Here is a 19916-nt window from a genome sequence, read left to right as displayed (position 1 = left end):
AGAAAATGTTCGGAAAATTGACACTGGATGCAGTGCCCTACCATGAACCGATTATCGTGGTTACGGTGGCTGCAATTATCATTGGTGGCGCGGCCTTACTGGCCCTGATCACTTACTTCGGTAAGTGGAGCTACCTTTGGAACGAGTGGCTGACTTCGGTTGACCACAAAAAACTCGGTATCATGTACTGCATCGTCGGTATCGTCATGTTAATTCGTGGCTTTGCGGATGCGATCATGATGCGTAGCCAGCAGGCACTCGCTTCTGCGGGTGAAGCCGGCTTCCTGCCACCGCACCACTACGATCAGATCTTTACCGCCCACGGCGTTATCATGATCTTCTTCGTGGCGATGCCGCTGGTTATCGGTCTGATGAACGTTGTCGTTCCGCTGCAAATCGGCGCGCGAGACGTGGCGTTCCCGTTCCTGAACAACCTGAGCTTCTGGTTCACGGTTGTCGGCGTTATCCTGGTTAACCTGTCACTGGGCGTGGGCGAATTCGCGCAGACCGGTTGGCTGGCTTACCCACCGCTGTCAGGAATTGAGTACAGTCCGGGCGTTGGCGTCGACTACTGGATTTGGGCGCTTCAGCTCTCCGGTGTCGGTACAACCCTGACCGGTATCAACTTCTTCGTGACCATTATCAAGATGCGTGCCCCTGGCATGACCATGTTCAAGATGCCGGTATTTACCTGGGCATCTCTGTGCGCCAACATCCTGATTATTGCCTCCTTCCCAATTCTGACCGTCACCATCGCGCTGCTGACCCTGGATCGCTATCTGGGCACCCATTTCTTCACGAATGATATGGGTGGCAACATGATGATGTACATCAACCTGATTTGGGCCTGGGGTCACCCGGAAGTGTACATTCTGGTTCTGCCTGTGTTCGGTGTGTTCTCCGAAATCGCGGCAACCTTCTCGCGTAAACGTCTGTTTGGTTACACCTCTCTGGTGTGGGCAACCGTGTGTATTACCGTTCTGTCGTTCATCGTTTGGCTGCACCACTTCTTCACCATGGGTGCGGGCGCGAACGTAAACGCCTTCTTCGGTATCACCACCATGATTATCGCCATCCCTACCGGGGTGAAGATCTTCAACTGGCTGTTCACCATGTACCAGGGCCGTATCGTGTTCCACTCAGCGATGCTGTGGACCATCGGCTTCATCGTAACATTCTCCGTAGGTGGGATGACCGGCGTACTGCTGGCGGTACCGGGCGCTGACTTCGTTCTGCACAACAGCCTGTTCCTGATTGCGCACTTCCATAACGTTATCATCGGTGGCGTGGTCTTCGGCTGCTTCGCTGGCGTAACCTACTGGTGGCCAAAAGCGTTCGGCTTCACGCTGAACGAAAAATGGGGTAAACGCGCGTTCTGGTTCTGGATCATCGGCTTCTTCGTAGCATTTATGCCGCTGTACGTGCTGGGCTTCATGGGTATGACCCGTCGCCTGAGCCAGCAGATCGATCCGCAGTTCCACCCAATGCTGATGGTTGCAGCGGGCGGTGCCGTGCTGATTGCCTGTGGTATCGCGTCTCAGCTGATTCAGTTCTACGTGTCTATTCGCGACCGCGATCAGAACCGTGACCTGACCGGTGACCCATGGGGTGGCCGTACGCTGGAGTGGGCGACCTCTTCTCCACCTCCTTTCTATAACTTCGCCATTGTGCCGCAGGTTCATGAACGTGACGCATTCTGGGAAATGAAAGAGAAAGGTGAAGCGTACAAGCAACCTGCTCATTACGAAGAGATCCACATGCCGAAAAACAGCGGTGCGGGCATCGTGATTGCCGCCTTCGCAACGGTATTTGGTTTCGCAATGATCTGGCACATCTGGTGGATGGCGATTGTTGGCTTCGCCGGCATCGTAATCAGCTGGATTGTGAAGAGCTTTGACGAGGACGTGGACTACTACGTACCAGTCCGTGAAGTTGAGAAGCTGGAAAATCAGCATTTCGACGAGATTTCTAAAGCGGGGCTGAAAAATGGCAACTGATACTCTGGCGCACTCAACTGCCCACGCGCATGAGCATGCGCACCACGATACAGGACCGACCAAAGTCTTCGGTTTCTGGATCTACCTGATGAGCGACTGCATTCTGTTCTGCTGTCTGTTCGCAACCTATGCCGTTCTGGTGAACGGCACAGCGGGCGGCCCGACCGGCAAGGACATCTTTGAACTGCCGTTCGTTCTGGTTGAAACCGCACTGCTGTTATTCAGCTCCATCACCTACGGCATGGCGGCTATCGCCATGTACAAAAACAACAAGAGCCAGGTTGTTTCCTGGCTGGCGTTGACCTGGTTGTTTGGTGCTGGATTTATCGGGATGGAAATCTATGAATTCCATCACCTGATCATGGAAGGCTTCGGCCCGGATCGCAGTGGCTTCCTGTCCGCGTTCTTCGCGCTGGTCGGCACTCACGGTCTGCACGTGACCTCCGGCCTGATCTGGATGGCAGTCCTGATGTTCCAGATCTCCCGTCGCGGCCTGACCAGTACTAACCGTACCCGTATCCTGTGCCTGAGCCTGTTCTGGCACTTCCTGGACGTGGTGTGGATCTGTGTGTTCTCTGTTGTCTATCTGATGGGGGCGATGTAATGAGTCATTCTAACGATCATGGCGCTTCCCACGGCAGCGTAAAAACCTACATGACAGGTTTCATCCTGTCGATCATCCTGACGGTGATCCCGTTCTGGATGGTGATGAGCGGTTCTGCGTCTAAGCCGGTTATCCTGGGTGCAATCCTGGTAACCGCTGTGATTCAGATTCTGGTGCATCTGGTTTGCTTCCTGCACATGAACACCAAGTCCGATGAAGGCTGGAATATGACCGCCTTTATCTTTACCGTGATTATCATCGCTATCCTGGTAGTCGGTTCCATCTGGATTATGTGGAACCTCAACTACAACATGATGGTTCACTAAGAGCGGCGAGTATGTTTAAGCAATACCTGCAAGTAACGAAACCAGGCATCATCTTTGGCAACCTGATCTCCGTGATCGGAGGGTTCCTGCTGGCCTCTAAGGGCAGCATTGATTACACCCTCTTTATCTACACGCTGGTCGGTGTGTCACTGGTTGTTGCGTCCGGTTGTGTATTTAACAACTACATCGACATGGATATCGACAAGAAGATGGAAAGGACCAAAAATCGGGTGCTGGTGAAAGGCCTGATCGCCCCTTCCGTCTCGCTGGTGTACGCCACCTTGCTGGGTATTGCTGGCTTTATGCTGCTGTGGTTTGGTGCTAACCCGCTGGCCTGCTGGCTGGGGGTGATGGGGTTCGTGGTGTATGTGGGCGTCTACAGCCTGTATATGAAGCGTCACTCCGTCTACGGCACGCTGATTGGTTCTCTCTCCGGCGCTGCGCCGCCGGTGATTGGCTACTGCGCGGTCACGAATGAGTTCGACAGCGGTGCGCTGATCCTGCTGGCTATCTTTAGCCTGTGGCAGATGCCGCACTCCTATGCCATCGCGATTTTCCGCTTTAAGGATTATCAGGCAGCGAACATCCCGGTTCTGCCGGTCGTGAAGGGCATTTCGGTTGCCAAGAACCACATCACGCTGTACATCATCGCCTTTGCCGTGGCAACGCTGATGCTCTCTCTGGGTGGTTACGCTGGATATAAATATCTGGCGGTAGCGGCTGCGGTGAGCGTCTGGTGGCTCGGTATGGCGCTGCGCGGTTACAAAGTGGAAGATGACAAAGTCTGGGCGCGCAAACTGTTTGTGTTCTCGATTGTGGCCATCACCTCGCTGTCCGTGATGATGTCCGTAGACTTTATGGTGCCGGATTCACATAACCTGCTGACTTACGTCTGGTAAGCCAAAACAGGTCAATAAAGGGGGTGCTTCGGCACCCTTTTTTATTCGCTGAATCTACTAATAACGCATGTAATATTTGTTAAATAACCCTTTATTTACCCCGCCCCTTCCCCGCACTACACTATGGCCTGCTTTTGAACTGAGGTGGTAATGAACGATTATAAAATGACGCCAGGCGAGCTACGCGCGACCTGGGGCTTAGGGACTGTCTTCTCGCTACGGATGCTTGGCATGTTTATGGTCCTGCCTGTTCTGACCACGTACGGTATGGCGCTGCAGGGGGCCAGCGAGGCGCTGATTGGACTCGCGATCGGCATCTACGGCCTGGCGCAGGCGGTTTTCCAGATCCCTTTTGGCCTGCTTTCTGACCGGGTGGGCAGAAAGCCGCTGATCGTCGGCGGGCTGCTGGTCTTTGTGCTCGGAAGCGTAATTGCCGCCCTCTCCCACTCCATCTGGGGGATTATACTCGGCCGCGCCCTGCAGGGCTCCGGCGCGATTGCCGCCGCGGTGATGGCGCTGCTGTCCGACTTAACCCGCGAGCAAAACCGCACCAAAGCAATGGCGTTCATCGGCGTGAGCTTTGGCGTAACGTTTGCGATTGCGATGGTGCTTGGCCCCATCATTACGCACACGTTGGGTCTGCACGCCCTGTTCTGGATGATTGCCGTGCTGGCAACCATTGGTATTGCGTTAACCCTGTGGGTCGTGCCGGACAGCAAAAACCACGTCCTCAACCGTGAATCCGGGATGGTAAAAGGCTGCTTCAGCAAAGTGATTGTCGAGCCGCGCCTTCTGAAGCTGAACTTTGGCATTATGTGTCTGCACATCCTGCTGATGTCGACCTTTGTCGCCCTGCCCGGCCAGCTTGCGGCAGCGGGTTTCCCGGCGGCTGAGCACTGGAAAATCTATCTGGTCACGATGCTGATTTCGTTTGTCTCCGTCGTGCCGTTCATCATCTACGCCGAAGTGAAGCGCAAAATGAAGCGCGTCTTCGTGGGCTGCGTGGCGGTCCTGCTGATTGCCGAAATCGTGCTCTGGGGTGCCGGTCCGCACTTCTGGGAGCTGATTGCCGGCGTGCAGCTGTTCTTCCTGGCCTTTAACCTGATGGAAGCGCTGCTGCCGTCGCTTATCAGCAAAGAGTCGCCCGCCGGTTACAAAGGTACGGCAATGGGTATTTACTCCACCAGCCAGTTTCTCGGCGTGGCGATCGGCGGCTCGCTCGGCGGCTGGGTGGACGGCCTGTTTGATTCACAAACCGTATTTCTCGCCGGTGCGCTGTTAGCGACAGTCTGGCTGCTGGTCGCCAGCACCATGAAAGAGCCGCGCTACGTGAGCAGCCTGCGGATAGAAATCCCGGATGATGTGGAAATCAGCGATGCGCTTAAGCAGCGTCTGGAAGAAAAAGAGGGCGTGACGGACGTGCTCATTGTCCCGGAAGAGCGCAGCGCTTACGTCAAGATAGACAGTAAAATGACTAACCGCTTCGAAGTCGAGCAGGCGCTCAAGGCGTGATAAAAAGCCCGGTTTAACCGGGCTTTTTATATTAATCGCGGAAGTTTTTAAACTGGAACGGTTGTCCCAAATCGCCGCCGCGCACCAGCGCCATTACGGACTGGAGATCGTCGCGGGACTTACCGGTCACGCGAATTTCTTCACCCTGGATCTGCGCCTGCACCTTCAGCTTGCTGTCTTTGATGAGCTTAACGATTTTCTTCTGCACCGCGCTCTCAATACCCTGCTTCAGCTTGGCTTCTACAAACCAGTTCTTACCGCTGTGCACGAACTCTTCCGGCACATCGAGAGACGTCCCTTCGATGCCGCGCTTTAACAGCTTGGCGCGCAGAATATCGAGCAGCTGATTCACCTGGAAATCAGACTCGCTCAGCACCTTAATGGTCTTATTTGCATCGTTCAGCTCAAACGACGCCTCAACGCCACGAAAATCGAAACGTGACTCAACTTCGCGGGTTGCGTTCTCAACGCCGTTGCGAACTTCCTGGATATCAACTTCGGAAACAATATCGAAAGATGGCATCTTTTCTTCTCCCTTCACTTTTGTTGCGTTGCATAATACCCGCTACGAGGCATAACTCAACAGAAGCTTAGCTGTATAATTAAGCTGTAACACCTGGCGCAGTTGCAGGTGAGGAGGAACAATGAAAATTACGGTGCTCGGATGCGGAGCGCTTGGTCAGCTGTGGCTGACCGCGCTGTGCAAGCACGGACATGAGGCTCAGGGCTGGCTGCGAGTGCCCCAACCCTACTGCAGTGTAAACCTGATTGGTGAAGACGGAAGCATCTTTAACGAATCTCTCACCGCCAACGATCCTGATTTCCTGGCGCAAAGCGACCTTTTACTGGTGACGCTCAAGGCCTGGCAGGTCTCAGACGCGGTAAAGACACTGGCCGCGCAGCTCCCCCCCACTTCGCCCATACTGCTGCTGCATAATGGCATGGGTACCCTCGATGAGCTGAAAAGCGTCCCGCAGCCCCTGCTGATGGCGACAACCACGCACGCAGCCCGTCGCGACGGCAACATCATTGTGCATGTCGCCAGCGGCGTGACGCACATGGGTCCTGCCAGACCACAGGATGGCGACTACAGCTATCTTGCCGATGTTCTGCAAAAGGTCTTGCCGGACGTCGCATGGCACAACAACATCCGCCCTCAGCTGTGGCGTAAGCTTGCGGTAAACTGCGTGATCAATCCGCTGACGGCGCTGTGGAACTGCCCGAACGGGGAGCTGAAAAATCATCCGCAGGACGTTGCCATTTTGTGTGCGGAAGTCGCGGCGGTCGTTGAGCGGGAAGGGCTGCATACCTCGGCAGACGATTTGCGCTGCTATGTCGAGCAGGTCATTGAGAGTACAGCAGAAAACATCTCCTCAATGCTGCAGGATGTTCGGGCATTACGCCACACGGAGATCGACTACATCACGGGATATCTGCTAAAACGCGCCCGCGCACACGGCATCGCCGTGCCGGAAAACGCCCGTCTGTATGACCTGGTTAAACGTAAGGAGAGTGAATATGAGCGCGTCAGCACTGATCTGCCTCGCCCCTGGTAGCGAAGAGATGGAAGCGGTCACCACCATTGATTTGATGGTGCGCGGCGGCATTAAGGTCACCACCGCCAGCGTCGCCAGCGACGGCAATCTTGCAATCACCTGTTCACGCGGGGTGAAAATCCTGGCAGACGCGCCGCTTGTTCAGGTGGCAGACGGAGATTACGACATCATCGTGCTGCCCGGCGGCCTAAAAGGCGCGGAATGTTTTCGCGATAGCCCGCTGCTGGTCGAGACCGTGCGCCAGTTCCATCTGTCAGGCCGTATCGTCGCGGCTATCTGCGCCGCCGCGGGAACGGTTCTGGTTCCGCACGATATCTTCCCCGTCGGCAATATGACCGGCTTCCCGGGGCTGAAGGATACGATCCCGGAAGAACATTGGGTGGACAAACGCGTCGTCTGGGACCCGCGCGTAAACCTGTTGACCAGCCAGGGGCCTGGCACTGCGATTGATTTTGGCTTAAAGATTATTGACCTGCTGGTCGGGCGCGAGAAGGCCTACGAAGTGGCATCATCGCTGGTGATGCCTGCGGGGATTTATAATTACTATGAAGAGTAGTGCATAAAAAAAGCCGGGTGGCGGCTACGCCTTACCCAGCCTACAAATACACGGTACCGTGGGCCCGGTAAGCGAAGCGCCACCGGGCGAGAAACTACGGACGATACACCTTCACATTCGCAAAGCCCTGCTCGCGCAGATACAGCGCCTGCAGGCGACTCATCACCCCGCGCTCACACCACAGCAGATACGTTTTGCTCTGGTCGAGATCGCCAAACTTCGTGCTCAGCTTGTAGAACGGCAGAGAAACCACTTCGACGCCTTCCACCTGCAGCGGCTTATCATCCTGCTCGTCAATGGAGCGAATATCCAGAATCGCATCGTTCGCGCCGAAACCGCTCACGGTCTCCACTTCAACCACTTCCTGCTCGGTCTGCTGGGCAATCTCGCGGATATCAATGTTGGACGCTTCTTCCACCACTTTATCCAGAATGCTGAAATCGAAGTTCTCTTCTTCCGCTTCGATCTTCGCCTTTACCGCTTTCACCGTTGGGCTTTTAGAGATCACGCCGCAGTATTCCGGCATGGTGCGGGCAAAATCTTCGGTGCCGATTTCGCGCGCCAGATCGATGATGTGCTCTTTGTCATGGGAGATGAGCGGACGCAGGATCAGCGTATCAGATACGTTGTCGATCAGACGCAGGTTGGTCAGCGTCTGGCTGGAGACCTGGCCCAGCGCTTCGCCGGTGACCAGCGCCTGCACGCCGTAGCGTTCAGCCACTTTGGACGCCGCACGCACCATCATGCGCTTAAGGATGACGCCCATCTGACCGTCGTCCACTTTCTCGAGGATTTCGCCGACCACAGGTTCGAAATTGATTGCCACGAAACGCACGCGGTGGGAGCTGCCGAAGCGGTTCCACAGGTAATGCGCCACCTGACGAACGCCGATTTCGTGCGCCGCGCCGCCAAGGTTGAAGAAGCAGTAGTGCACACGGCAGCCGCGACGCATCAGCATATAGCTGGAGACGCCGGAGTCGAAGCCGCCAGAGATCAGGGATAATACGTCTTCCTGGGTGCCGATAGGGAAGCCGCCGATACCTTCATAGCGCCCTTTCACCAGCAGCAGGCGATCGTTTTCGATCTCCAGGTTCACCGTCACGTCCGGGTTGGTCAGACGTACGCGCGCCGTTTCAACGTGCTGGTTTAAACCGCCGCCGACATAACGTTCCACTTCAATGGAGCTGAATTCGTGCTTACCGCGACGCTTGACGCGCACGCAGAAGGTTTTGCCTTCGATCTGGTCACGGTACTGGACCAGCGCTTTCTCGAAGATGTCGTGCATATCGCTGAACGGAACATCTTCCACTTCCAGGATATGGTGGATCCCCGGAATACGGGTCAGCGCGTCGCGAATATCCTGACGTTTGTTTTCGTCTTTCGCACGGACCTCAACGTGGTCCCAGTGGCGCACCACAGCGAGGGTTTCGTCGTAGTGCTTTAATACGTTACGAATGTTCCCGGTGAGAATTTTAATAAAGCGCAAACGCACAGATTGGCTTTTGATGGTGATTTCAGGGAACAATTTAATGATAAACTTCATGGCGGCAATGTTTCTTAGGCAAGCCTGTTAAGGCTTGTAATGGAAAAGAGTACAGCAGCCCACACCCGTGGCTGCATCCAGGCGCGCAAGTATACCACCATCGCGCCGCTCCTGTGCACATTGCGCGTTATTTGCTTATCCGCCCGAGTCCGTTACCATGTCGGGGCGAAGAATATAAGAGTCAATTCACTATGCCGAAGAAGAACGACGCACCGGCCAGTTTTGAAACTGCGCTGAGTGAACTGGAGCAAATTGTTACCCGTCTTGAGAGCGGCGATCTCCCGCTGGAAGAGGCGCTCAACGAATTCGAGCGTGGCGTGCAGCTGGCGCGCCAGGGGCAGGTCAAGCTGCAGCAGGCCGAGCAGCGCGTGCAGATCCTGCTTTCCGACAGCGAAGACGCGAAAACCACGCCTTTCACACCGGACGCCGAGTAAATGGATTTTGCCAACGAGCTTCAGGCGCGTGTCGTACGCGCCAACGACGCCCTGCGCCGTTTTATTGCGCCACAGCCTTTTCAGAACACTCCACTGGTTGAAGCCATGCACTATGGCGCACTCTTGGGTGGAAAGCGCCTGCGCCCGTTCCTGGTGTATGCCACCGGCAATATGTTTGGCATCAGCGATAGCACGCTGGACGCTCCGGCAGCCGCCGTTGAGTGCATTCACGCCTACTCGCTGATCCACGACGATCTCCCGGCGATGGACGACGACGATTTGCGTCGGGGTAAACCCACCTGCCATATCAAGTTTGGCGAGGCGAATGCCATCCTGGCGGGTGATGCCCTGCAAACGCTGGCGTTCTCGATTCTGAGCGACGCGCCAATGGCGGAAGTGGCTGACCGCGACCGTCTGGCGATGATCTCCGAGCTGGCAATGGCCAGCGGCGTGGCCGGCATGTGCGGCGGACAGGCGCTGGATCTTGAAGCGGAAGGACGTCAGGTTAATCTGGAACAGCTGGAGCGTATTCACCGCCATAAAACCGGGGCACTGATTCGTTCCGCCGTTCGCCTGGGCGCGCTGAGCGCGGGTGAACAAGGGCGCAAAGCCCTGCCGATTCTGGACAGATACGCAGAAAGTATCGGTCTGGCATTCCAGGTTCAGGATGACATTCTGGATGTGGTGGGCGATACTGCAACATTGGGTAAACGTCAGGGTGCGGACCAGCAGCTTGGCAAAAGTACCTACCCCGCCCTGCTGGGTCTTGAGCAAGCCCAACGTAAAGCCCGGGATCTGATTGACGATGCCCGCCAGTCGCTGAATCAGCTGGCCGCGCAATCGCTGGATACCTCGGCACTGGAAGCGCTAGCGGACTATATAATCCAGCGTGATAAATAAACTATATATCTCGATGAGCCTTTGATGAGTTTTGATATTGCCAAATACCCGACACTGGCGTTAGTTGACTCCACCCAGGAGTTACGTCTGTTGCCGAAAGAGAGCCTGCCGAAGCTGTGCGACGAGCTGCGTCGCTACCTGCTCGACAGCGTAAGCCGCTCCAGCGGCCATTTCGCCTCCGGGCTTGGCACGGTAGAGCTGACCGTGGCGCTGCACTACGTCTATAACACGCCGTTCGATCAGCTCATCTGGGACGTGGGTCACCAGGCCTATCCGCACAAAATTCTGACCGGACGTCGCGATAAAATTGGCACCATTCGTCAGAAAGGCGGCCTGCACCCGTTCCCGTGGCGCGGTGAGAGCGAGTACGACGTGCTGAGCGTCGGCCACTCCTCTACCTCCATTTCGGCGGGCATCGGTATTGCCGTTGCCGCCGAGAAAGAGAACAAGCAGCGCCGCACCGTCTGCGTGATTGGCGACGGCGCTATCACTGCCGGTATGGCCTTTGAGGCCATGAACCACGCGGGCGACATCAAGCCGGACATGCTGGTTATCCTCAACGATAACGAAATGTCGATTTCCGAAAACGTCGGCGCGCTGAATAACCATCTGGCGCAGCTACTCTCCGGCAAGCTTTACTCCTCGCTGCGTGAAGGCGGCAAGAAAGTCTTCTCTGGCGTACCGCCGATTAAAGAGCTGCTCAAGCGCACCGAAGAGCACATCAAAGGCATGGTCGTGCCGGGTACCCTGTTTGAAGAACTGGGCTTTAACTATATTGGGCCGGTTGACGGTCACGACGTGCTGGGTCTGGTGACCACGCTCAAGAACATGCGCGACCTGAAAGGCCCGCAGTTCCTGCACATCATGACCAAAAAAGGGCGCGGCTACGAACCGGCGGAAAAAGATCCGATCACCTTCCACGCGGTGCCTAAATTTGACCCGTCCAGCGGCTGTCTGCCAAAAAGCAGCGGCGGCATGCCGAGCTATTCAAAAATCTTCGGCGACTGGCTGTGCGAAACCGCCGCAAAAGACAACAAGCTGATGGCGATCACCCCGGCCATGCGCGAAGGCTCCGGCATGGTGGAGTTCTCCAGAAAATACCCGGACCAGTATTTCGACGTGGCCATTGCCGAGCAGCACGCGGTGACGTTTGCAGCGGGCCTGGCGATCGGCGGCTACAAGCCGGTTGTCGCTATCTATTCCACCTTCCTGCAGCGCGCCTACGATCAGGTGATTCACGACGTGGCGATTCAGAAGCTGCCGGTGCTGTTTGCTATCGATCGTGCGGGCATCGTCGGTGCCGATGGTCAGACGCACCAGGGCGCGTTTGACCTGTCGTTCCTGCGCTGCATTCCGGATATGGTTGTCATGACGCCAAGCGACGAGAACGAATGTCGTCAGATGCTGTTTACCGGCTACCACTATCAGGATGGCCCAAGCGCCGTTCGCTACCCGCGCGGCAATGCGGTAGGCGTTGAGCTTCAGCCGCTGGAAAAACTGCCGCTTGGTAAAGGAGTGGTTAAGCGTCGCGGTGAAAAAGTGGCGATCCTGAACTTCGGCACGTTGATGCCCGAGGCCGCGAAAGTGGCTGAAACGCTGAATGCCACGCTGGTGGATATGCGCTTTGTGAAGCCGCTCGACGAATCTCTGATCCTGAGTATGGCTGAGGCCCACGACGTGCTGGTGACGCTGGAAGAAAACGCCATCATGGGCGGTGCGGGCAGCGGCGTGAACGAGGTACTGATGGCAAATCGTAAAGCCGTGCCGGTGCTGAACCTCGGCCTGCCGGATCATTTCATTCCGCAAGGTACCCAGGACGAAGCCCGCGCGGCGATTGGCCTGGACGCTGCCGGTATGGAAGCTAAAATCCGCGCCTGGCTGGACTAATCCCTCCCCTTTTCCGCTCCTGCTATGCTTAAACCTGGTGTTTAAACAGCAGGAGCGGAACCGTGCAATACACAACATTAGGAAAAACGGACCTTAAGGTTTCCCGACTTGGCCTGGGCTGCATGACCTTTGGCGAGCCCGATCGGGGGAACCACGCCTGGACGCTGCCGGAAGAGAGCAGCCGTCCGATTATCAAACGCGCCATCGAGGGCGGCATTAACTTCTTTGACACCGCCAACAGCTACTCCGACGGCAGCAGCGAGGAGATTGTCGGCCGCGCCCTGCGCGATTTTGCCCGTCGGGATGACGTTGTCGTTGCCACCAAGGTCTACTACCCGGTGGGTGACCTGCCGCAGGGCCTTTCTCGCGCGCAGATCCTGCGCTCCATTGATGACAGCCTCAGACGCCTGAACATGGATTACGTCGACCTGCTGCAAATTCACCGCTGGGATTACAACACGCCGATCGAGGAGACGCTTGAGGCGCTCAACGACGTGGTCAAAGCCGGTAAAGCACGCTACATCGGCGCGTCGTCTATGCATGCGTCGCAGTTTGCCCAGGCGCTGGATCTGCAGGCGCAGCACGGCTGGGCGTGCTTTGTCACCATGCAGGATCACTACAATCTGATCTATCGTGAAGAAGAGCGTGAGATGCTGCCACTGTGCCATCAGGAGGGCGTGGCGGTCATCCCGTGGAGCCCGCTCGCGCGCGGTCGCCTGACCCGTCCGTGGGGCGAAACTACGGCCCGTCTGGTCTCGGATGAAGTGGGAAAAAATCTCTATGAAGGAACAGAGGCCAGCGATGCACTGATTGCCGAACGCCTGGCCGGGATTGCCGATGATACCGGCGCAACCCGCGCCCAGGTGGCGCTGGCGTGGCTGCTGGGCAAGCGCGGCGTCGCGGCTCCCATTATCGGCACGTCCCGGGAAGAGCAGTTGGACGAACTGTTAAACGCGGTGGATATCACGCTGACGCCCGAACAGGTTGCCGAGCTGGAGACGCCGTATCAGCCGCATCCGGTGGTGGGGTTTAAATAAGCCCCATCTTTTGTAGGCCGGGTAAGGCGGAGCCGCCGCCCGGCAATACAAAGCGTACAAACTCACGCGAAGTGATCGTACCCTTTCCAGTCCAGCGTAACCGGCGCACCGTCTTTCACAAACTTCAGCCCTTCACTCTCCGGCATGATCTGACCTATGCAGGTGAATTTCGCACCAAGATGCACTAACGCCACGTCGAGCGTTCCACGGTTCAGCTCCGGAACGGTAAAGCACAGCTCGTAATCTTCGCCACCGGACAGCGCCCAGCGCAGCGCCTGCTCAGGTTCGACATGACGAAGCAGTTCCTCTGACAGCGGGAACAGATCCAGATCAACGCGCGCCCCAACGCCGCTGGCCTTTAAAATATGGCCAAGGTCTGAGATCAGCCCGTCAGAGAGGTCGATAGCAGAGCTCGCGCGCTCGCGCAGCGCCTGGCCGTGCAGAATACGCGGCGTTGGGCGCAGATGGCGTTTCACCAGATACGCCGCGTCGTCGGCATCCTTTACGGTTAAGCGATCCTGGAGAATCGCCAGCCCTGCCGCACTGTCACCCGGCGTACCGGTGACGTAGATCCAGTCGCCGGGTTTTGCACCCGAGCGCTTCAGGGCGCGGCCGAGCGGCACATAGCCGTGGATCGCCAGCGTCATCGACAGCGGCCCGGCAGTGGTATCACCGCCAATCAGCTGCATATCGTAGTAGTTAAGCTGCTCAAACAGCGCATCGCTGAAAGCTTCAAGCCAGGATTCGTCCACCTCAGGCAGCGTCAGCGCCAGCGTTAACCACGCGGGATCGGCACCCATCGCCGCCAGATCGCTGACGTTAACCGCCAGTGCTTTATACGCCAGATCGGCAGGATCGATATCCGGTAAGAAATGACGGCCGCACACCAGAGTGTCGGTGCTGATGGCCAGCGTCTGTTTTTCTGGAATATTGAGAAGTGCACAGTCATCGCCGATGCCGGTTTCAACATCAAGACGAGAGGTTCTGACACGGTCGAAATAACGGGCAATCAGGGAGAATTCGCCGCATGCCATACGTTATGCCTCAGCAAATAAAAGAAAAAACCGGAGCCGCACCGCCCGTCAGGCAATGCAGGACTCCGGTTTGCGGATCACTTTTTGTGGGGACGGATCGCAGGTGCTGCTTTATCAAGTACGCCGTTTACAAACTTGTGGCTGTCTTCAGCGCCGAAGGTTTTCGCCAGTTCGATCGCTTCGTTGATGGCCACTTTGTACGGCACATCATCACGTTTAGACAGCTCAAACAGCGCAATACGCAACACTGCTTTTTCTACCTGGCCCAGCTCTTCGAGCAGACGGGACAGGTATGGCTTCATCAGACCATCGAGATACGCGCTATTAGTCGCCACTCCCGACAGCAGTTCACGGAAGTACAGAACGTCAACGTCTTTCACGTCCTGTTCTGACAGGAACTGGTATTCAACATCAGCGATGTCGTTCTGGGACAACTGCCAGGAGTAAAGTGCCTGGACGGCACATTCACGGGCGCGGCGACGAGCAGCAGGTTTCACGGAATTCCCCTTACAAAAAAATCAGGCCTTGATGGCTTTCAATACATTAATCATTTCAAGCGCGGTCAGTGCAGCTTCTGCACCTTTGTTACCGGCTTTGGTGCCAGCACGTTCGATGGCTTGTTCAATACTTTCGGTGGTCAGCACGCCGAATGCGACAGGAATTTCAGCATCCTGCGCAACGTGTGCCAGGCCGTTGCTTGCACCGCCCGCAACGTATTCGAAGTGCGCAGTGCCGCCACGAATAACGGTACCCAGCGCAATCACCGCGTCGTATTTACCGGTTTTCGCCAGCGCGCCTGCCGCCAGTGGCAGTTCGTAAGCGCCTGGAACCCAAACAACGGTAATGTTGTCATCTTTAACCTGACCGATACGTTTCAGGGCGTCAATCGCACCTTCCAGCAGGCTGTCGTTGATGAAGTTGTTGAAACGCGCAATGGTGATGGCGACGCGAGCGTCCGGGGTAGCTACAGCAGCTTCAATAATGTTCATACTCTTCCTTTACGGGTTCATTTGGCCCCGCAGGGGGGCGGATTTTATCATAATACTTTGCGCACTGCTTCCCTATTTCAGGAGCAATTACGCTGTCGTTAAGTGGAGGCAGACATCCGGACCTACCGGACGAATCTCGCTAAATGTGAGTTGCGGTGCGTCGGCCAGTTTTTCAAGGCCGGGCAGCACAAACAGGCCGCGCGCGTCGTGGCCTAACAGTTTAGGCGCAACGTAAACAAGCAGTTCATCCACCAGCCCGGCCTGTAAGAGCGCACCGGCGAGCGTTGGCCCCGCCTCTACCCAGATGCTGTTCACCTGCTGCTTGCCGAGCAGCATCATCAGCACCACCAGATCCAGATGGCCGTTATGCTCCGGCACCAGAATGCTGCGCACGCCTTCCGGCCATTCGCGCGTATCTTCTTTGGTGCGGGCAATCCAGGTCTCACCAGGCTGCTGGACGATGCGGTGCTCCGGCGTCACGCGGTTCTGGCTATCAATGACAATACGCAGCGGCTGACGCAGGTTCTCCTGCGGGTAAAGAGCCTGGGTATCGGCATTCAGCTCGTCCCAGCGCACGGTCATGGCCGGATCGTCAGCCAGAACGGTTTCACTGCTGGTGAGAATAGCATGGCTTTGCGCGCGCAGGCGTTGCACATCGCGCCTTGCCTGTGGAGAAGTGATCCACTGGCTTTCACCGTTTGCCATTGCCGTACGGCCGTCCAGCGAGGCGCCCAGCTTGAGCTGAATATACGGGAACCCCGTGCGCATGCGCTTCAGGAAACCTTTATTGAGCGCTTCCGCATCCTGCATCATCAGACCATGGCTGACGTCAATGCCTTCCTGCTGCAGACGATACAGACCGCGTCCCGCCACCTGCGGATTTGGGTCCTGCATCGATGCGACCACGCGTGAAACACCCGCCGCGATCAACGCTTCACAGCACGGCGGCGTACGCCCGTGATGGCTGCAGGGCTCCAGCGTGACGTAGGCTGTGGCACCGCGCGCCTTCTCACCGGCCATGCGCAACGCATGAACCTCGGCATGCGGTTCGCCCGCCCGATAGTGAAACCCCTCTCCTACAATCTCGCCATCGTTGACGATAACGCACCCGACGTTCGGGTTGGGATGGGTAGTAAAACGGCCGCGCTGCGCCAGCTTCATGGCTCGCGCCATGTAGATCTCATCCTGCATGAGCTTAATCCTGTAAGCGGGCGATTTCTTCGCCAAACTCTTTGATGTCTTCGAAGCTGCGGTAGACCGAGGCGAAGCGGATATAAGCGACCTTATCGAGCTTTTTCAACTGCTCCATCACCAGGTTGCCGATCATTTTGCTTGGCACTTCACGCTCACCCAAACCACGAAGGTAAGATTTTATGTGGTTTAACGCCATCTCCACGTCGTCTGCGCTGACGGGACGTTTTTCGAGGGCCTTCAGCATCCCGCTGCGCAGTTTCTCTTCGTTAAACGGCTCGCGCACGTCGTTACTTTTTACCACGCGCGGCATTACCAGCTCTGCAACCTCAAAGGTCGTGAAACGCTCGTTGCACACCAGACACTGCCGACGACGGCGTACGGATGACCCTTCGCCCACAAGACGAGAGTCGATGACTTTGGTATCCACAGCGGAGCAGAATGGGCAATGCATACGGTATCCCTGTTATCTGGTTAACTAATTTTCATTTTACCCTGATCTGGCCTGACAACAAAGGAAGAGCTTTTTGAGACAAAGGATCTATATCTCACATGATGATGCTGGCTACCATTAAGGCGATCCGTTATTTCAAGGAAATAAACGCAATGACAAGACGTTACCTGAAAATCTTGCTGGTGGGGAGCCTCTTCACCCTTAGCGCCTGTGCACAGCAAACCGAAGTCCGTCAGTTGAAACAGAGCGTCAATACGCTCAATACGGCGATGGACAAGCTGAACAAAGAAACGGTGAAAATCACCCAGCAAAACGCGCTGAATGCCAAATCCAGCAGCGGGGTTTATCTGCTTCCGGGCGCGAATACGCCTGCGCGTCTCAATAGTCAGATCGGCACGCTAAAAATGTCTCTGGTGAATGTGGCGGCGAACGCAGATGGTACTCGCGCAACATTACGCATCCAGGGAGAGTCCAACGATCCGCTTCCGGCCTTCAGCGGCACCGTCGAGTGGGGGCAGATCCAGGGCACTACTGAGAGCTACCAGGAGGTGAACGTGAAGAATCAGCTCTTCACCGCCCCGGCCAGTGTTTTAGCACCAAGCGATGTGGATATTCCGCTTCAGTTAAGCGGCCTTACGCCGGAACAGTTAGGCTTTATCCGCATTCACGACATTCAACCCGCCGCGCACTAATCCCCTCCTTTTTAGCGGAGCGCAATGTCACTCCGCTAACATTTACATTTCGTATGGATTGGCAACATAAATGATTGCCGCTACAATCCCGGCCGTTTAAAGTACGCAAACGTGAACGCAATCGATTACGCGTGTGAGAGATATGTGAAACAACACATATTTTTGTGAGCAGGGATTCCTATAATAGGCACCGCAGAAACACGAAATATTTAGAAACGCAATTCGCGCATTTTTCACTCCCGAAAGGGAATTTCAATCAGTGGCATGATTATGAAAAAAACATTACTCGCAGCTGGCGCCGTGCTGGCACTTTCTTCCTCTTTCACTGTTAACGCAGCGGAAAACGATAAACCACAATACCTCTCCGACTGGTGGCACCAGAGCGTTAACGTCGTCGGCAGCTACCACACCCGTTTCGGACCACAGATCCGCAACGATACCTACCTGGAGTACGAAGCATTCGCCAAGAAAGACTGGTTTGATTTCTACGGCTACATGGATGCACCGGTCTTCTTCGGCGGTAACTCTCAGGCAAAAGGTATCTGGAACCACGGTTCTCCGCTGTTCATGGAGATCGAGCCGCGCTTCTCCATCGACAAGCTGACCGGCGCCGACCTCAGCTTCGGTCCGTTCAAAGAGTGGTACTTCGCGAACAACTATATCTACGACATGGGCCGCAACGAGTCCGGTCGTCAGAGCACCTGGTATATGGGTCTGGGTACGGACATCGACACCGGCCTGCCAATGAGCCTGTCCCTGAACGTTTACGCGAAATACCAGTGGCAGAACTACGGTGCAGAAAACCAGAATGAGTGGGATGGCTACCGTTTCAAAGTGAAATACTTTGTACCAATCACTCAGCTGTGGGGCGGTAACCTGAGCTACATCGGCTTCACAAACTTCGACTGGGGTTCAGAACTGGGAGATAAGAGCGGTTACGCAGAGAACGGTATTAAACAGCGTACTAACGACTCCATCGCCTCCAGCCACATCCTGGCGCTGAACTACGATCACTGGCACTACTCTGTAGTGGCGCGTTACTGGCACAACGGCGGTCAGTGGAACGACGACGCCGACCTGAATTGGATGAAAGAAAACGTCCGTTCTACCGGTTGGGGTGGTTACCTGGTTGTAGGTTACAACTTCTAATCAGTGCGGGTTTCGCCCGGTGGCGCTACGCTTACCGGGCCTACGACCCAAATGTAGGCCGGGTAAGGCGTAGCCACCACCCGGCCTTTTACTGCTTCACCTTCCGCAAAAAATCCGCCAGAGACCTGTCCGCGCTCTCGCTAAAACGCCTCTCCGTAGCCACAATATTGAGGCATCGGTCGAGCCGGAAACAGCGATAGTCATCGCGCCGTTCACACCACGCGGCCAGCAGCCAGCGCTCTCCCCAGAAGAATAGCCCCAGCGGCTGAACCTCACGTTTAGACAGCTGTCCGGCTTCATCACGGTAATGCAGCGCCAGCACGCGCTGGGCGGAAATCGCCTGATGAATCATGTCAAAATCGCTGCGGGAGTGGCTTTGCATGCAAAAGTCCGGGGCGTAGATCCGCGTCTGCTCCGCCTTTCGGCGGCTCTCCTCGGGCAGGATAGCCAGCACCTTCTCCTGAGCCGACTCCAGCTCGCGCGACAGCGATTCCCCACCCCAGGTTTTGAGCAGGCGAATCGCGACGATCAGCGCCTCGGACTCCTTATTTGTCAGCATCAGCGGCGGCAGGTCAAAGCCCGACATCAGCCGATATCCACTTCCCGCCTCACCTTCCACCGGCACGCCGGAAAGCGACAGGTCGCGGATATCGCGATATACCGTGCGCTCGGACACGCCAAGCCGGTCCGCGAGATGCGCTGCCGTTGTCAGACGCCTGCCCCGCAGGATCTGCACAATCTGAAACAAACGGTCAGCGCGTCGGGTCATAACTTTGTCCGCTCTCAGGCAGGTTGATGGAGCCCGACGCGGTTGCCCTCGCTGTCGGTAAACAAGGCGATAGTGCCAATGCCATGCGGCAGTTCCAGCGGGCCAAACACGCACTCGCCGCCCGCAGAGGCGATGCGATCGAGCGTGGCCGCCAGATTGTCAGTATGCAGGTAAATAATAGCGCCCTGCAAAGACGGTGTAACGCCGTCAAATTTTGCCAGTGCGCCTCCGGTACCCGGATCCTCATGCGGGAAAACGGCCAGCTCCGCACAGTCCATTTTCTCGCGACGCAGCGCAAGCTGCATCACGGGCTCATAAAATTTGATGGCGCGCTCCATATCCGAGACCGGAATTTCAAACCAGTTAATGACGCTTTTCATACATCCT

22 protein-coding genes are annotated in these 19916 nt (G+C 56.3%); 13 read left to right on the top strand and 9 right to left on the bottom strand.

Annotated features, from left to right (window positions below):
* Positions 1–5 precede the first annotated feature (5 nt).
* The 5 genes from cyoB (at position 6) to ELK40_RS05500 (ending at position 5338) form a co-directional block, all read left to right on the top strand.
* Positions 6–1997: a cytochrome o ubiquinol oxidase subunit I gene (cyoB, locus tag ELK40_RS05520; RefSeq protein WP_014168864.1), complete on the top strand. Its 1992-nt coding sequence runs from the start codon at positions 6–8 to the stop codon at positions 1995–1997.
* Positions 1987–2601 (top strand): cytochrome o ubiquinol oxidase subunit III, encoded by a 615-nt coding sequence (locus ELK40_RS05515; protein WP_008503324.1) that lies wholly within the window; start codon positions 1987–1989, stop codon positions 2599–2601. The genes cyoB and ELK40_RS05515 overlap by 11 nt, the downstream gene beginning before the upstream one ends.
* The gene (locus tag ELK40_RS05510; protein ID WP_006176899.1) at positions 2601–2927 is read left to right on the top strand and encodes a cytochrome o ubiquinol oxidase subunit IV; all 327 of its coding nucleotides are present in this window, start codon (positions 2601–2603) and stop codon (positions 2925–2927) included. The genes ELK40_RS05515 and ELK40_RS05510 overlap by 1 nt, the downstream gene beginning before the upstream one ends.
* A gap of 11 nt (positions 2928–2938) precedes the next feature.
* Positions 2939–3826 (top strand): heme o synthase, encoded by an 888-nt coding sequence (cyoE, locus tag ELK40_RS05505; protein WP_013095848.1) that lies wholly within the window; start codon positions 2939–2941, stop codon positions 3824–3826.
* Between the two features lie 150 nt (positions 3827–3976).
* The gene (locus ELK40_RS05500) at positions 3977–5338 is read left to right on the top strand and encodes an MFS transporter (RefSeq protein ID WP_115874347.1); all 1362 of its coding nucleotides are present in this window, start codon (positions 3977–3979) and stop codon (positions 5336–5338) included.
* A 31-nt stretch (positions 5339–5369) separates the two neighbouring features.
* Here ELK40_RS05500 and ELK40_RS05495 read toward each other — a convergent pair whose 3' ends face one another.
* On the bottom strand, positions 5370–5861 hold the full coding sequence (locus tag ELK40_RS05495) for a YajQ family cyclic di-GMP-binding protein (protein ID WP_023334701.1): 492 nt from the start codon (positions 5859–5861) through the stop codon (positions 5370–5372).
* Between the two features lie 121 nt (positions 5862–5982).
* Between ELK40_RS05495 and panE the strand changes: the two genes are divergently transcribed.
* Complete coding sequence (gene panE, locus ELK40_RS05490) at positions 5983–6894, top strand: 2-dehydropantoate 2-reductase (protein ID WP_115874346.1); 912 nt, start codon at positions 5983–5985, stop codon at positions 6892–6894.
* On the top strand, positions 6857–7450 hold the full coding sequence (gene yajL / locus ELK40_RS05485) for a protein deglycase YajL (protein ID WP_115874345.1): 594 nt from the start codon (positions 6857–6859) through the stop codon (positions 7448–7450). Before panE ends, yajL begins: the two co-directional genes overlap by 38 nt.
* 94 nt (positions 7451–7544) lie before the next feature.
* Here the strand turns inward: yajL and thiI are convergent, their stop codons facing one another.
* On the bottom strand, positions 7545–8993 hold the full coding sequence (gene thiI, locus ELK40_RS05480; protein WP_111963420.1) for a tRNA uracil 4-sulfurtransferase ThiI: 1449 nt from the start codon (positions 8991–8993) through the stop codon (positions 7545–7547).
* 191 nt (positions 8994–9184) lie between these two features.
* Between thiI and xseB the strand changes: the two genes are divergently transcribed.
* The 4 genes from xseB to ELK40_RS05460 all read left to right on the top strand — a co-directional run bounded on the left by xseB (position 9185) and on the right by ELK40_RS05460 (position 13251).
* Positions 9185–9427 carry an exodeoxyribonuclease VII small subunit gene (xseB, locus tag ELK40_RS05475; protein WP_008503331.1) on the top strand — a complete coding sequence of 81 codons (243 nt, stop codon included), beginning with the start codon at positions 9185–9187 and terminating at the stop codon, positions 9425–9427.
* Positions 9428–10327: a (2E,6E)-farnesyl diphosphate synthase gene (ispA, locus tag ELK40_RS05470; protein ID WP_115874344.1), complete on the top strand. Its 900-nt coding sequence runs from the start codon at positions 9428–9430 to the stop codon at positions 10325–10327. It abuts the gene before it with no gap.
* Between the two features lie 24 nt (positions 10328–10351).
* Positions 10352–12214 (top strand): 1-deoxy-D-xylulose-5-phosphate synthase, encoded by a 1863-nt coding sequence (gene dxs, locus ELK40_RS05465; RefSeq protein ID WP_127729771.1) that lies wholly within the window; start codon positions 10352–10354, stop codon positions 12212–12214.
* Between the two features lie 62 nt (positions 12215–12276).
* Positions 12277–13251: an aldo/keto reductase gene (locus tag ELK40_RS05460; protein WP_127729768.1), complete on the top strand. Its 975-nt coding sequence runs from the start codon at positions 12277–12279 to the stop codon at positions 13249–13251.
* A gap of 62 nt (positions 13252–13313) precedes the next feature.
* Here ELK40_RS05460 and thiL read toward each other — a convergent pair whose 3' ends face one another.
* From thiL to nrdR, 5 genes are all read right to left on the bottom strand, one after another.
* On the bottom strand, positions 13314–14285 hold the full coding sequence (thiL, locus tag ELK40_RS05455; protein WP_127729766.1) for a thiamine-phosphate kinase: 972 nt from the start codon (positions 14283–14285) through the stop codon (positions 13314–13316).
* A 77-nt stretch (positions 14286–14362) separates the two neighbouring features.
* Positions 14363–14782 carry a transcription antitermination factor NusB gene (nusB, locus tag ELK40_RS05450; protein ID WP_006809908.1) on the bottom strand — a complete coding sequence of 140 codons (420 nt, stop codon included), beginning with the start codon at positions 14780–14782 and terminating at the stop codon, positions 14363–14365.
* Between the two features lie 21 nt (positions 14783–14803).
* Positions 14804–15274: a 6,7-dimethyl-8-ribityllumazine synthase gene (gene ribE / locus ELK40_RS05445; RefSeq protein WP_006176874.1), complete on the bottom strand. Its 471-nt coding sequence runs from the start codon at positions 15272–15274 to the stop codon at positions 14804–14806.
* Between the two features lie 87 nt (positions 15275–15361).
* The gene (gene ribD, locus ELK40_RS05440; protein ID WP_127729763.1) at positions 15362–16465 is read right to left on the bottom strand and encodes a bifunctional diaminohydroxyphosphoribosylaminopyrimidine deaminase/5-amino-6-(5-phosphoribosylamino)uracil reductase RibD; all 1104 of its coding nucleotides are present in this window, start codon (positions 16463–16465) and stop codon (positions 15362–15364) included.
* A gap of 4 nt (positions 16466–16469) precedes the next feature.
* Positions 16470–16919 carry a transcriptional regulator NrdR gene (gene nrdR / locus ELK40_RS05435; RefSeq protein ID WP_008503337.1) on the bottom strand — a complete coding sequence of 150 codons (450 nt, stop codon included), beginning with the start codon at positions 16917–16919 and terminating at the stop codon, positions 16470–16472.
* Positions 16920–17071: 152 nt separating this feature from the next.
* Here nrdR and ELK40_RS05430 point away from each other — a divergent pair, with 152 nt between their 5' ends.
* The gene (locus ELK40_RS05430) at positions 17072–17611 is read left to right on the top strand and encodes a DUF3251 domain-containing protein (RefSeq protein ID WP_115876033.1); all 540 of its coding nucleotides are present in this window, start codon (positions 17072–17074) and stop codon (positions 17609–17611) included.
* Between the two features lie 270 nt (positions 17612–17881).
* Positions 17882–18760: a nucleoside-specific channel-forming protein Tsx gene (locus ELK40_RS05425; RefSeq protein ID WP_115876032.1), complete on the top strand. Its 879-nt coding sequence runs from the start codon at positions 17882–17884 to the stop codon at positions 18758–18760.
* Between the two features lie 88 nt (positions 18761–18848).
* Here ELK40_RS05425 and ELK40_RS05420 read toward each other — a convergent pair whose 3' ends face one another.
* Both ELK40_RS05420 and ELK40_RS05415 read right to left on the bottom strand, forming a co-directional pair.
* Entirely contained in the window at positions 18849–19529 is a 681-nt protein-coding gene (locus tag ELK40_RS05420; protein WP_111963426.1) for a YafY family protein, read from the bottom strand.
* A 14-nt stretch (positions 19530–19543) separates the two neighbouring features.
* The gene (locus ELK40_RS05415) at positions 19544–19909 is read right to left on the bottom strand and encodes a VOC family protein (RefSeq protein ID WP_115874339.1); all 366 of its coding nucleotides are present in this window, start codon (positions 19907–19909) and stop codon (positions 19544–19546) included.
* Between the last annotated feature and the right edge of the window lie 7 nt (positions 19910–19916).

Origin of the sequence: Enterobacter sp. N18-03635, from assembly GCF_004006055.1 — a bacterium.
GTDB classification, from domain to species: domain Bacteria; phylum Pseudomonadota; class Gammaproteobacteria; order Enterobacterales; family Enterobacteriaceae; genus Enterobacter; species Enterobacter vonholyi.
Note: the sequence above shows the minus strand (reverse complement) of the source record. Positions and strands in the feature narration are given on the sequence as shown.

Coding starts and splice junctions, on each gene's coding strand:
- cyoB (WP_014168864.1), top strand. CDS start 6: ATGTTCGGAAAATTGACACTGGATGCAGTGCCCTACCATGAACCGATT.
- ELK40_RS05515 (WP_008503324.1), top strand. CDS start 1,987: ATGGCAACTGATACTCTGGCGCACTCAACTGCCCACGCGCATGAGCAT.
- ELK40_RS05510 (WP_006176899.1), top strand. CDS start 2,601: ATGAGTCATTCTAACGATCATGGCGCTTCCCACGGCAGCGTAAAAACC.
- cyoE (WP_013095848.1), top strand. CDS start 2,939: ATGTTTAAGCAATACCTGCAAGTAACGAAACCAGGCATCATCTTTGGC.
- ELK40_RS05500 (WP_115874347.1), top strand. CDS start 3,977: ATGAACGATTATAAAATGACGCCAGGCGAGCTACGCGCGACCTGGGGC.
- ELK40_RS05495 (WP_023334701.1), bottom strand. CDS start 5,861: ATGCCATCTTTCGATATTGTTTCCGAAGTTGATATCCAGGAAGTTCGC.
- panE (WP_115874346.1), top strand. CDS start 5,983: ATGAAAATTACGGTGCTCGGATGCGGAGCGCTTGGTCAGCTGTGGCTG.
- yajL (WP_115874345.1), top strand. CDS start 6,857: ATGAGCGCGTCAGCACTGATCTGCCTCGCCCCTGGTAGCGAAGAGATG.
- thiI (WP_111963420.1), bottom strand. CDS start 8,993: ATGAAGTTTATCATTAAATTGTTCCCTGAAATCACCATCAAAAGCCAA.
- xseB (WP_008503331.1), top strand. CDS start 9,185: ATGCCGAAGAAGAACGACGCACCGGCCAGTTTTGAAACTGCGCTGAGT.
- ispA (WP_115874344.1), top strand. CDS start 9,428: ATGGATTTTGCCAACGAGCTTCAGGCGCGTGTCGTACGCGCCAACGAC.
- dxs (WP_127729771.1), top strand. CDS start 10,352: ATGAGTTTTGATATTGCCAAATACCCGACACTGGCGTTAGTTGACTCC.
- thiL (WP_127729766.1), bottom strand. CDS start 14,285: ATGGCATGCGGCGAATTCTCCCTGATTGCCCGTTATTTCGACCGTGTC.
- ribE (WP_006176874.1), bottom strand. CDS start 15,274: ATGAACATTATTGAAGCTGCTGTAGCTACCCCGGACGCTCGCGTCGCC.
- ribD (WP_127729763.1), bottom strand. CDS start 16,465: ATGCAGGATGAGATCTACATGGCGCGAGCCATGAAGCTGGCGCAGCGC.
- nrdR (WP_008503337.1), bottom strand. CDS start 16,919: ATGCATTGCCCATTCTGCTCCGCTGTGGATACCAAAGTCATCGACTCT.
- ELK40_RS05430 (WP_115876033.1), top strand. CDS start 17,072: ATGACAAGACGTTACCTGAAAATCTTGCTGGTGGGGAGCCTCTTCACC.
- ELK40_RS05425 (WP_115876032.1), top strand. CDS start 17,882: ATGAAAAAAACATTACTCGCAGCTGGCGCCGTGCTGGCACTTTCTTCC.
- ELK40_RS05420 (WP_111963426.1), bottom strand. CDS start 19,529: ATGACCCGACGCGCTGACCGTTTGTTTCAGATTGTGCAGATCCTGCGG.
- ELK40_RS05415 (WP_115874339.1), bottom strand. CDS start 19,909: ATGAAAAGCGTCATTAACTGGTTTGAAATTCCGGTCTCGGATATGGAG.